13 protein-coding genes and 1 tRNA gene are annotated in these 11490 nt (G+C 32.0%); 4 read left to right on the forward strand and 10 right to left on the reverse strand.

Going from position 1 to position 11490, the window contains the following annotated elements:
* The first annotated feature begins 13 nt into the window (after positions 1–13).
* The 3 genes from ABWP60_RS06560 (at position 14) to ABWP60_RS06570 (ending at position 2677) form a co-directional block, all read left to right on the forward strand.
* On the forward strand, positions 14–160 hold the full coding sequence (locus ABWP60_RS06560) for a hypothetical protein (RefSeq protein WP_353150609.1): 147 nt from the start codon (positions 14–16) through the stop codon (positions 158–160).
* A gap of 420 nt (positions 161–580) precedes the next feature.
* Positions 581–1855: a leucine-rich repeat domain-containing protein gene (locus ABWP60_RS06565; RefSeq protein ID WP_353150239.1), complete on the forward strand. Its 1275-nt coding sequence runs from the start codon at positions 581–583 to the stop codon at positions 1853–1855.
* Positions 1856–1963: 108 nt separating this feature from the next.
* Entirely contained in the window at positions 1964–2677 is a 714-nt protein-coding gene (locus ABWP60_RS06570) for a T9SS type A sorting domain-containing protein (protein WP_353150242.1), read from the forward strand.
* 138 nt (positions 2678–2815) lie between these two features.
* Here ABWP60_RS06570 and ABWP60_RS06575 read toward each other — a convergent pair.
* A tRNA-Met gene (locus tag ABWP60_RS06575) sits at positions 2816–2888 on the reverse strand.
* Between the two features lie 249 nt (positions 2889–3137).
* Between ABWP60_RS06575 and ABWP60_RS06580 the strand changes: the two genes are divergently transcribed.
* Positions 3138–3890, forward strand: a complete 753-nt coding sequence (locus ABWP60_RS06580; RefSeq protein WP_353150244.1) for a DUF2490 domain-containing protein — start codon at positions 3138–3140, stop codon at positions 3888–3890.
* Between the two features lie 104 nt (positions 3891–3994).
* On the opposite strand, the gene groL is transcribed toward ABWP60_RS06580, so the two are convergent.
* From groL to miaB, 9 genes are all read right to left on the reverse strand, one after another.
* Positions 3995–5620 (reverse strand): chaperonin GroEL, encoded by a 1626-nt coding sequence (groL, locus tag ABWP60_RS06585; RefSeq protein WP_353150247.1) that lies wholly within the window; start codon positions 5618–5620, stop codon positions 3995–3997.
* A gap of 64 nt (positions 5621–5684) precedes the next feature.
* Positions 5685–6038 (reverse strand): four helix bundle protein, encoded by a 354-nt coding sequence (locus ABWP60_RS06590; RefSeq protein WP_353150250.1) that lies wholly within the window; start codon positions 6036–6038, stop codon positions 5685–5687.
* Positions 6039–6066: 28 nt separating this feature from the next.
* Positions 6067–6342: a co-chaperone GroES gene (locus ABWP60_RS06595; RefSeq protein ID WP_291240988.1), complete on the reverse strand. Its 276-nt coding sequence runs from the start codon at positions 6340–6342 to the stop codon at positions 6067–6069.
* 137 nt (positions 6343–6479) lie between these two features.
* Positions 6480–6818 (reverse strand): preprotein translocase subunit SecG, encoded by a 339-nt coding sequence (gene secG / locus ABWP60_RS06600; RefSeq protein WP_353150253.1) that lies wholly within the window; start codon positions 6816–6818, stop codon positions 6480–6482.
* 10 nt (positions 6819–6828) lie between these two features.
* Positions 6829–7659 (reverse strand): DUF8458 domain-containing protein, encoded by an 831-nt coding sequence (locus ABWP60_RS06605; RefSeq protein WP_353150256.1) that lies wholly within the window; start codon positions 7657–7659, stop codon positions 6829–6831.
* 97 nt (positions 7660–7756) lie between these two features.
* The gene (locus ABWP60_RS06610; RefSeq protein WP_353150259.1) at positions 7757–8260 is read right to left on the reverse strand and encodes an LptE family protein; all 504 of its coding nucleotides are present in this window, start codon (positions 8258–8260) and stop codon (positions 7757–7759) included.
* A gap of 15 nt (positions 8261–8275) precedes the next feature.
* Positions 8276–9544 (reverse strand): sigma-54 interaction domain-containing protein, encoded by a 1269-nt coding sequence (locus ABWP60_RS06615; protein ID WP_353150262.1) that lies wholly within the window; start codon positions 9542–9544, stop codon positions 8276–8278.
* Between the two features lie 42 nt (positions 9545–9586).
* Positions 9587–9958, reverse strand: coding sequence for a GxxExxY protein (locus ABWP60_RS06620; protein WP_353150265.1), 372 nt, complete (start codon positions 9956–9958; stop codon positions 9587–9589).
* Positions 9959–9997: 39 nt separating this feature from the next.
* Positions 9998–11452 carry a tRNA (N6-isopentenyl adenosine(37)-C2)-methylthiotransferase MiaB gene (gene miaB / locus ABWP60_RS06625; RefSeq protein WP_353150268.1) on the reverse strand — a complete coding sequence of 485 codons (1455 nt, stop codon included), beginning with the start codon at positions 11450–11452 and terminating at the stop codon, positions 9998–10000.
* Positions 11453–11490: the final 38 nt, after the last annotated feature.

Consider the following 11490-nt stretch of genomic DNA (forward strand, 5'->3'; position numbering starts at 1 on the left):
AAGTGTATTTGATATGACAGGAAAACTGATCGAGAATAGAGAAGTTATGCCTTCAATATTACAAGACGTACAGTTAGGTTCAAATTGGTCTACGGGTGTTTACAATGTTATTGTAACGCAAGGGGAAGAAATAAAATCACTTCGAGTGATTAAGAACTAATCCAATTTCAACTAATTCAAAAACGCCTTTTCAGAAATGAAAGGGCGTTTTTTTTAGCAGTATTCTTGACTATTTTATTCAGATAATATAATAAAAAAACGGCTAAAATTCTTTCAGCTGTTTTTGGTTTAACTCTGTAGCCCTTTCAGAGGGCGACTAAAACAATTTGCTTAAAGACTATAAGTAATTTTTGTTGATTTATGAAGGCAAATAAACTTCTAGATTTATTTTTTTAAATATCGAAAACTCATATTCAATCCAATTTTTAAAAAAATCGTTTTTAATATATTTTATGCAAAAAAAAATTTGTAGATTTGAGTTAGCATTTTAAAATTTTATACCATTTTACTCAAAAGCAGCTATTCCATTACTATCAAGTAAAAAACGTTTAAAAATAATAATCCCAAACTAACTTAAAGTATGAAAAAAATTCTATTTTCATTAGCTCTAATTTTTGGAGCTTTAACAGACTCAAATGCCCTAGTAAGAATTGGTGCTAATTCGGGAGCCGGCTCCTCCTCCATCACTAGATTAACACCATCAGATGTTTTACTTAGTACAAATCCAACAACAAATATTACTAGTGGTGGTATTATTTATACAGTTACTTCGCAAACCACTGTTAAAGTGGGTTTAAATCCAGGTGCAAGTGGTGAAATTGTCATTCCAGCAACGGTAACTACAGATTTTGGTACATATTCAGTAACTAGTATTGGTAATAATGCTTTTTTTTCTTGTACTGGTTTAACATCTGTAACCATTCCAAGCTCAGTAACGAGTATTGGTACTCAAGCTTTTTCATCTTGTACTAATTTAACAGCTATAACCATTCCAAACTCAGTAACGAACATTGGGACTTTTGCTTTTTTTCAGTCTGGTTTAACTTCTGTAATAATTTCAAACTCATTAACGGAAATTAGTCAAAATACTTTTTCATATTGTACTAATTTAACATCTGTAACCGTTCCAAACTCAGTAACGAACATTGGTGTTCAAGCTTTTGCATTTTGTACTAATTTAACTTCGGTGACAATTGGAAACTCTGTGTCAATTATTGGTATAACTGCTTTTAAAGGTTGTTCTAGTTTAACCACAGTAACCATACCAAACTCGGTAACTAATATAAGTAACTATGCTTTTGAGAATTGTACTAGCTTAACTTCGGTAACAATTGGAAACTCGGTAACGAATATAGGTTATCGAGCTTTTGGTGAATGTACTAATTTAACTTCGGTTATTTGTAATGTAACAATACCCATAACAATTCCTGAAAATGTTTTTCAGTATGTAAACCAAGCCGCATGTAGCCTAACAGTTCCCGTAGGTAGTATAGCTGCTTATCAAGCGGCCGCAGTTTGGAAAAATTTCGCTCCAATTTTTAGCTTCTCAAAAGTCATTGATTCTCAATGTGGTGTTACTTTGTCAGCTTTAAATACTGTTATTAGAGCCAAAGCAATAACTGGTGTTTCCCGTTATAAATTTAAAGTTGTTCATGGAACAACAACTCAAATCATAGAGCCAACAAGCGAAAGATGGTTTCGTTTAACGTCTTTACCAGGTGGTCCTTTTTTTAATACAACTTATACTATTAGTGTAGCTGTTAAAAAGAATAACGTTTGGAGTGACTTTGGTGATGAATGTTCGGTAACAACACCTACTGCTCCATTAAGTAAATTAATAGATAGACAATGCTGAACAACTTTAGCTTCAATAAATACTTATATTTCACCTTATCGTTTATGGAATAATACAGGTTTCAGATATAAAGTTGTTAATGGAGCATCAACACAAACTATTGAAGCAGTGGGATCGTTCCGATTATCCTCTTTACCAGGTGGTGCTTTTTATAACACAACCTATACAATTAGTGTAGCAACTAGATATAACGGAGTATGGAGCGAATATGGTGATGAATGTACTGTAACAACTCCTGCTGCTCCATTAAGCAAATTAATAGATAGACAATGCGGTACGACATTAGCTTCAGGTAATGCTACTTTATTATATGCTACTTCCGTTTCTGTGGCTCAAAAATATCGTTTTGAAGTTAGTTTAGGAACAGATGTGTATACGTATGACACGGCATCAAGTAGTGAAAAACGTTTTAGAATGACTAACGTTCCTGGTTTAACATTAGTTAGCGGCACAACCTATACTGTTAGAGTAGCTACTATGATAAATGGACTATGGCAACCTTATGGTGAATCATGTTCTGTTACTACTTTTCGTGTTGCACCAAACTTTGTGAAATCAATGAATGTAGATACCATAAACTTTAATGTAGTGACGTATCCAAACCCATTTACAGAAAACTTTAATTTGAACTTAACTTCACTAAGTGAAGAAAAAGTAACTGTTATGGTGTATGATATGACAGGAAAATTATTAGAGAGAAAAGAAGTTGTACCAAGTGACTTGACAGAACTTCAAATTGGAACTAATTTTGCTTCTGGAGTTTACAATGTTATTGTAAGTCAAGGAGAGAATACCAAATCACTTCGAGTGATTAAGAAATAATCCATTTTCAACTAATTCAAAAACGCCTTTTCAGAAATGAAAGGGCGTTTTTTTAGCAGTATTCTTGACTATTTTATTCAGATCATATAATAAAAAAACGGCTAAAAGAAATTTTAGCCGTTTTTTGGTCCTCTTTAGTAGCGGGAACAGGACTCGAACCTGTGACCTTCGGGTTATGAGCCCGACGAGCTGCCTACTGCTCTATCCCGCGATATATGTTTAATTCTATTTTCTACTTTGAGGAATTAAGCAATGTTTCATCCTTAATTCTTTGGCAAATATACAACCAATTTTGGTTTTGACAAGTAAAACTTAAAAAAATATTAAACCATTTTATATTTGCATCATTTACAATAAATTAAGAATGATAAACATAAATATAAAATTGTAAAAAGCTGTAGTTTTATTTCAAAAAATTTAAATTTTAAGTCTTAATTTTACATTTAAATAAATTAAAAAAATGAAATTACGATTTAAAATTGTTTTCGGGTTAACTTTTACGCTTACCACAGCATTTGCACAAAAAACAATTCATGGACAAGCCAATTGGCTATTCTATACGGGTCAATACAAACTAACCAACAAGTTTGGTGCGCATTTAGAAGTGCAATGGCGTGGTGATGCTAATTTTGAGCAAAACAGACAGAATTTATTCAGAATTGGCGGCATATATTACTTAAACAATCAAATTACTTTTAGCGCGGGTTACGGATTGATTAAAACTTTCAAACCTTCGTTAACTGATTTTTTTACAGAAAACAGAGCTTGGGAACAAATACAATATAATCACAAATGGTCTGATAATAAGAATTTAATGACACAGCGTTTTCGTTTAGAACAACGTTTTGTAGATAATATTATTTTAAATAGTGATGATGAAATTGTAGTAGAAGCGACCAATTATCAAAATAGACTAAGATATTTGAATCGTAATTTATTTCATTTATTTAAATTTAATAATGAAAGAAACAAAGCGTATGCCATTTTACAAGACGAATTTTTTTTTAATTTAGGAGACAATAAAGTAAATGCTAACTTCTTCGATCAAAACAGGCTTTTAATTGGTTTCGGAATTAATTATGATGATACCATTCGGCTAGAAGTTGGTTATTTAAATCATTTGGTAACACCTGAAATTGGAAACAACATCATGAATCATAATGTTTCCATGAGTATAACGCATAATTTAGATTACACGAATTCTAATAAATAACAAAGTTTAAACAAACCAAAAATCCGTCAAGAAAACTTTCATGACGGATTTTTTATATTAATTTATTCACAAAGTTGGAATAATTGGGTGTCGAGGCTCTCGACTTACATCATTCCTGGCATTCCGCCACCCATTGGGCTTGGGCTTGATTCTTCTTTAATTTCAATCAAGGCACATTCTGTAGTTAAAATCATACCCGCTACAGAGGCTGCATTTTCTAAAGCTACACGAGTTACTTTTTTCGGATCGATAATTCCTGCTGCTAACATTTGAACGTATTCTCCTGTTTTGGCATTAAATCCGAAATCACCTAAACCTTCTGTCACTTTTGCAATTACAACAGAACCTTCTCCTCCAGCATTTTCAACGATAGTACGTAAAGGAGCTTCAACGGCACGAGAAATAATTTGTATTCCAGTAGCTTCATCTGCATTTTCAGATTTTAACGAAGCTAAAACGGTTTTAGCACGCACTAATGCAACACCTCCACCAGCAACAATACCTTCTTCTACAGCCGCACGAGTAGCATGTAACGCATCGTCAACTCTATCTTTTTTCTCTTTCATTTCAACTTCCGATGCTGCTCCAACATAAAGTACTGCTACACCACCAGCTAATTTAGCCAAACGTTCTTGTAACTTTTCTTTATCATAATCCGAAGTAGAGGTTTCCATCTGTGCTTTAATTTGGTTCACACGTCCTTTTATTAATTCCGTTTCTCCTGCACCGTTTACAATAGTAGTATTGTCTTTATCAATAGAAATGGTTTCAGCTGTACCTAACATTTCTAAAGTTGTGTTTTCTAATGAATACCCACTTTCTTCCGCAATTACAGTACCACCAGTTAAAATCGCTATGTCTTCTAACATGGCTTTTCTTCTGTCTCCAAAACCTGGTGCTTTTACAGCGGCAATTTTTAATCCACCACGTAATTTATTGACAACTAAAGTAGCTAATGCTTGACCATCAACATCTTCCGCAATAATTAATAACGGACGACTTGATTGTGCCACAGGTTCTAAAATAGGTAATAATTCTTGTAAGTTTGAGATTTTTTTATCGTACAATAATACATACGGATTGCTTAATTCTGCCACCATTTTATCAGCATCTGTCACAAAATAAGGTGATAAATAGCCTCTATCAAATTGCATTCCTTCTACAACATCTACATAAGTATCGGTTCCTTTAGCTTCTTCAACCGTGATTACACCCTCTTTACCAACTTTAGTAAATGCTTTCGCAATTAAATCGCCAATGGTTTCATCATTATTTGCTGAAATAGAAGCTACTTGCTTAATTTTCTCAGAAGAATCTCCAACCGATTGGGTTTGCTTTGCTAAATCGGCAACAATTGCTTCTACTGCTTTATCGATTCCACGCTTTAAATCCATTGGATTGGCGCCAGCTGCTACATTTTTCAACCCTTCTTTTACGATGGCTTGAGCCAAAACAGTAGCTGTTGTAGTTCCATCACCAGCTAAATCATTAGTTTTTGAAGCCACTTCTTTAACCATTTGCGCGCCCATATTTTCTAATGGATCGGCTAATTCAATTTCTTTTGCAACAGAAACACCATCTTTAGTAACCGTTGGGCCTCCAAATGATTTCGAAATTATTACATTTCTACCTTTTGGACCTAAAGTTACTTTTACTGCATTTGCTAATGCATCTACACCACGTTTTAATCCATCACGTGCTTCAATATCAAATTTTATATCTTTTGCCATTTTTTTTATTGTTTTAGGCAGAAGGCTTTATGCTTTAAGCAAACCAACTGCTGTTAATTTTATTTTATTTAGTAAGTACCAATTTCAATTTATAAATTTTACTTTTAATTAAATTTATTTTTGAATTAAATGTTTCAAAATTATTTAATTCAATATAGTTTAAATCTTTTGAGAGAGTTAATAAATATTCTGTTTCAGAGGCTGAACCTAATGCAATATTTAAAAATTGATTAAATTCTTTGTCGCTATTTCTTCCACATCCTTCACTAATATTTGTTGGTATAGATGAAACTGCTCTTCTAATTTGACTGGTCAAACCGAACAACTCTTCTTTTGGAAAACCAGAAGTAATTTTATAAACTTCTAATGTTAATTCGTGACTTAATTGCCAAATATCATATTTTTTAAAATCTCTCATAGCTTAGCTTATTGCTTAAAGCCTATTGCTACAATATTGCATAAATCTCATCTTCACGCATAATTAGGTAATCTTTACCTTCGTATTTTAATTCTGTTCCTGCATATTTACCATACAAAACAGTATCACCAATTTTTACAGTCATTGTATAATCGGTTTTACCTGTTCCAACGGCAACAACAGTTCCTTTTTGAGGTTTTTCTTTTGCTGTATCTGGAATAATAATTCCGGAAGCAGTCGTTGTTTCTGCTGCAGATGGTTCTATTACTACTCTATCTGCAATTGGTTTAATGTTTAATGCCATAATTATATTGAATATATTTGTTAGTGAACGCTTTCTTTAATTTCAGAAATTGTGCCAAACCCTTTTTCTGACAAATTTACTTAAAATAAAAATGCCAGCACTGACAGGCTGGCATTATATACTATATTTTGCAAAAATTATTTTGCTGTATCCGCTGGTTTTGTAGATGGAGTTGTTACTGGTTTTGCTGGCGCGTCTTTAACGATAGCAGGTGTAGCATTTTCGTCTACTAATTTAGAACCACCTGAACCATTATTAAAACTTAAAGTTGAAAATAAGATTAAAGCAATCAATGACCCTCCTAAAACCCAAGTTGTTTTTTCTAAAAAGTCAGTTGTATTTTTGACACCACCCATTTGACCTCCTCCTCCAAAAGAAGAAGATAAACCTCCACTCTTAGGATTCTGAACCATAATTGTTAATATTAATAAGAAACAAACGATGATGATTAATGCTAAAAAAATTGTAAATGACATAACTTCTGTATTAATTATTTTGTTGTAAAATTTTTATATTTTTTATTCGGTCTGCAAAGTAACTACTTTTTTCTGGATATTTCAAATTTAATATTTCATAAGCTTGTATTGCTTTGGTATATTTTTTTTGTTCAAGATAAATTTGCGCCAACGTTTCTGTCATAATTGAAGAAGGCATTTCGTTGCTTTTATTAATATTTATTGGTGTTGACGTATTATATTTTACTTGTGGCATTTTAGGATTTAACTCGATAAACTTTTCTATTAAATCAATTTTTTTTTCTAATTCCGAGGTTTTTTCAACTTCTTTTTCAGAATGTTCACGTACAATTGGCGTTATTTTAGCTAATTGAAGCCATTCTGAAAAGGAATGGGTTTCATTTTTATCAAATTGCAAGGGCTTACCAATTTCTAGTGCAATTTCTACTTCATTATTAATCTGTTTTTGATTAGAAAGTGGCAATGTTTCATTGGAATTTTTTATTTCTGAAAAAACATTTAAAGTTTCAGGAGCATTTTTTTCTTTCACATATTCAAAATCGGAAACTAGTATATTTTGAAATTCTGCACGATACTTGTCATACACTTCTTGTTGAAAAATTTTAAAATTATCGGAAGTAATAAAATCAAATAAAACACTTCTATCCGAAGTGTGTGCAGCCGTTTTTTTTAATTCATAATTATATCTGAAACTCTCTTGATTATACAATCCTTTTAAATACAAAGCACGTGCACTTTGATAAAAAGGAAATTCATTTACAATAGTTTCAAGCACTACCGTTTGTTTGTCGTTAATTGCTTTAGAATTATTGAGTAGATTTATATAATCGTTTGTGTTCATTTTATGTGAGATTCAAAAATAAAGATTGAAGTATTATGATTTTAAATATTTTTTTAAATTAATTATTGAATTTAATTTTTGATATTGCAATTGACAACTACCATTTGGCTAAAGATTCATTAAAAATATCTTGCGTAATTCTTTCATAAATGATTTCCAACGCTTCGTTTAAAACTGCAGAAGGCAATAAATTGGCATCATAATCATGAAAAAATGAAAAACGCTTTTCGAAATTATCATCTTCTGAATTTTTGCTTGAATACCTTACATTTATAGAAATTGTCATTCTGTTTTGAGAAGATTGCTGACTCGCATTTGATGCCATTGGCGTAATACGATATTCTACAATTTCTCCTTCATACAGCAAATCGCCACCAGAAGTTACCAAATCTAAATTGGTTTGGTTTTGAATGGTATTTTGTAATTTTTGCGTGAATGTTCGTTCAATTCCCACCTCAACAATTTCAGCATTATTTTGAAAATAATTTACCTGAAACGTTTTGGCATTAATTTTTCCTGTTCCTGTAAAGTTGTATTTAACATTACAACCCACAAGTAAAAACAAGGTTAAAATTGTGATTATTTTAATTTTAAATTTCATCTTTTTATTCTAAAACTACAAATCAAATTGTTTAATTTTTCTATATAAAGTTCTTTCAGAAATACCTAATTCCTCTGCAGCTGCTTTTCTTTTTCCTTTATTTTTTTCTAACGATTTTTTTATTAATTCTATCTCTTTCGCTTCTAAACTAAGGGTTTCCACTTCATCAATAGCCTCCGCATAAAGATAATTATTGTTAAAGTCGTCTTCATCATCAAACTCTTCTTGTTCTACTTCTTCTTCAACAGGTAAAACATTTCTTTTTATTTCTTGTTCAAAAATAGTGTTTTTTTCTTCAGAATTTCCATAAATTTTTTGAATTAGCGATTTGTTATTTTCTTGCACTTTAGCATTTCCATTTTGCATTAGTTCCAGTGTAAGTTTTTTTAAATCATTTAAATCGCTTTTCATATCAAAAAGTACTTTGTACAAAATTTCGCGCTCATTACTAAAATCGGAAGTGCTCTTTTTCTCTCCAACTACTTGCAGTGAATTACTTTCCATATTTGGCAAATACGATTTTAATGCCGTTAATGAGATATCTCTATTAGTTTCTAATACCGATATTTGCTCGGCAGAATTTCGTAATTGTCTTATATTTCCACTCCAACGGTAATGCATTAAATAAGTTATAGCATCCTCTGATAATTTAATCGGAGGCATTTTATATTTGTGTGCGAAATCGGCAGCAAATTTGCGAAACAATAAATGAATATCTTCTTTTCTTTCGCGTAAAGCCGGTAGATTGATTTCGACAGTGCTTAGACGATAATATAAATCTTCTCTGAATTTTCCTTTTTCAATAGCTTCTAACATATTCACGTTTGTAGCCGCTACAATACGAACATTAGTTTTTTGTACTTGAGAAGAACCCACTTTTATAAATTCGCCATTCTCTAATACTCGCAACAAACGTACTTGTGTAGTCAACGGTAATTCGCCAACTTCGTCTAAAAAAATAGTTCCTCCATTGGCTACTTCAAAATAGCCTTCTCTTGTTCCAGTGGCACCAGTAAAAGATCCTTTTTCGTGACCGAAAAGTTCTGAATCTATCGTCCCTTCTGGAATGGCACCACAATTTACCGCAATGTATTTCCCGTGTTTTCTATGTGATAAAGCATGAATAATTTTAGGAATACTTTCTTTACCTACACCACTTTCTCCAGTTACCAATACAGAAATGTCTGTGGGAGCAACCTGAATGGCTTTTTCTACCGCACGATTGAGTTTTGGATCGTTTCCAATAATCTCAAAGCGTTGTTTTATGTTTTGAACTGATTCCATTTTTTAATTATTTTGCCACGGATTATATGATTTTCAAAGATTTTATAGTACAAATCTGTTATGTTGTAATGATTTTGTTTGAAAATTTACTAACAACCCTACTTCAGATTTTGCTAATTTCATATAATTTAAAATTTGGGCTTTATGCTCATTAGAAAATTCTTTAACTGCCTTAACTTCTAATATGATATCTTCATTAACAACAAAATCAGCATAAAATTTATGATTTAAAACTTTACCTTTATATTCAATCAAAAATTCTTTTTCTCTTTCAAACTGAATATTGTTTTCCGTGAATTCAATTTCAAGTGCATCTTTATATACTACTTCCAACAAGCCTGGACCTAAATAATTATGGACATTCATACAAATTCCAATAATTTTAAAAGTTTCTTTTTCTCTATATAACTTCATATATACAATCTGTGAAAATCCTTTAATCCGTGGCTAATACTAATTCATGATTTCTGAATACCCAACAGCTTCACCTATTAATGTTCCACTGGTACAATCTGATATTTTTACTAATACAAAATCACCCGGTTTATAATGTTCTTTTGGAAAAACTACTACCGTATTTTGAGAATTTCTTCCACTCCACTGTTTGTCGGAACGTTTAGAATCTTTTTCTACTAATACTTCAACGGTTTGACCAACAAATCGCTGGGTGCGTTCTAATGCGATACGTTGCTGTAAATCGATAATTTCATTTAATCTTCGTTTCTTTACTTCTTCTGGTACGTCATCTTCCATTTTTCTTGCCGCCAAAGTTCCTGGTCTTTCTGAATAAGCAAACATAAATCCGAAATCGTATTTTACATATGCTAACAAACTTAAAGTATCTTGATGATCTGCTTCTGTTTCTGTTGGAAATCCAGCAATAATATCTTGTGAAAGTGAGATGTCTGGAATAATTCTGTAAATATTGTCAACTAATGTAATGTATTCTTCACGAGTGTGTTGACGGTTCATTTCTTTTAAAATTCTGGTACTTCCACTCTGAACGGGCAAGTGAATGTAATTGCAAATATTATGGTGTTTTGCCATAACTTCAATTACTTCAATATGCATATCTTGAGGATTTGAAGTAGAAAAACGAAATCGCATTTTTGGAAATTGTGTAGCACATCTATCTAACAATTGAGCAAAATCTACAGAAGTGGCTTTTTGCATTTCACTTGCTTTAACAAAGTCTTTTTTCAATCCACCACCATACCAAAGATAACTGTCTACATTTTGACCTAACAAAGTTACTTCTTTGAAACCTTTACGCCATAAATCAGCAATTTCTTCGATAATACTTTCTGGTTCTCGACTACGTTCTCTTCCACGAGTAAAAGGCACTACGCAAAACGTACACATGTTATCACAACCACGAGTTATCGATACAAATGCTGTAATTCCGTTACTACTTAAACGTACTGGAGAAATATCCGCATAGGTTTCTTCACGAGAAAGAATAACGTTTATCGCATCACGACCGTCTTCAACTTCTCTCAATAAATTAGGAATATCTTTGTAAGCATCTGGTCCTACGACCATATCTACAATTTTTTCTTCGTCTAAAAATTTTTCTTTTAATCGTTCTGCCATGCATCCCAGAACGCCTACTTTCATTTTAGGATTGAAATCGCGTTTTATGGCATTATATACTTGTAATCGCTTTCTAACAGTTACTTCTGCTTTATCTCTTATGGAACAGGTATTTACTAAAACCAAATCGGCTTCTTCTAAAACTTGCGTCGTATTATATCCTTCATTAGCCAAAATAGAAGCCACCACTTCGCTATCGGCAAAGTTCATTTGGCAACCATAACTTTCTATAAATAACTTCTTTTGGTTGCCTTGCTTTGTCTCCAAAACCATTGAAGTGCCTTGCTTACTTTCTTCTATAATCTTTTCTTCCATAACCCTCATTATAATTTTATTTTCGAAAACTGTTTTTT

This window comes from Flavobacterium sp. (assembly GCF_040402895.1).
In the GTDB taxonomy this organism is placed as follows: domain Bacteria; phylum Bacteroidota; class Bacteroidia; order Flavobacteriales; family Flavobacteriaceae; genus Flavobacterium.

Bases quoted from the DNA above. Each gene is read 5' to 3' on its own strand.
- ABWP60_RS06560 (WP_353150609.1), top strand. From the start codon at position 14: ATGACAGGAAAACTGATCGAGAATAGAGAAGTTATGCCTTCAATATTA.
- ABWP60_RS06565 (WP_353150239.1), top strand. From the start codon at position 581: ATGAAAAAAATTCTATTTTCATTAGCTCTAATTTTTGGAGCTTTAACA.
- ABWP60_RS06580 (WP_353150244.1), top strand. From the start codon at position 3,138: ATGAAATTACGATTTAAAATTGTTTTCGGGTTAACTTTTACGCTTACC.
- groL (WP_353150247.1), bottom strand. From the start codon at position 5,620: ATGGCAAAAGATATAAAATTTGATATTGAAGCACGTGATGGATTAAAA.
- ABWP60_RS06590 (WP_353150250.1), bottom strand. From the start codon at position 6,038: ATGAGAGATTTTAAAAAATATGATATTTGGCAATTAAGTCACGAATTA.
- ABWP60_RS06595 (WP_291240988.1), bottom strand. From the start codon at position 6,342: ATGGCATTAAACATTAAACCAATTGCAGATAGAGTAGTAATAGAACCA.
- secG (WP_353150253.1), bottom strand. From the start codon at position 6,818: ATGTCATTTACAATTTTTTTAGCATTAATCATCATCGTTTGTTTCTTA.
- ABWP60_RS06605 (WP_353150256.1), bottom strand. From the start codon at position 7,659: ATGAACACAAACGATTATATAAATCTACTCAATAATTCTAAAGCAATT.
- ABWP60_RS06610 (WP_353150259.1), bottom strand. From the start codon at position 8,260: ATGAAATTTAAAATTAAAATAATCACAATTTTAACCTTGTTTTTACTT.
- ABWP60_RS06615 (WP_353150262.1), bottom strand. From the start codon at position 9,544: ATGGAATCAGTTCAAAACATAAAACAACGCTTTGAGATTATTGGAAAC.
- ABWP60_RS06620 (WP_353150265.1), bottom strand. From the start codon at position 9,958: ATGAAGTTATATAGAGAAAAAGAAACTTTTAAAATTATTGGAATTTGT.
- miaB (WP_353150268.1), bottom strand. From the start codon at position 11,452: ATGGAAGAAAAGATTATAGAAGAAAGTAAGCAAGGCACTTCAATGGTT.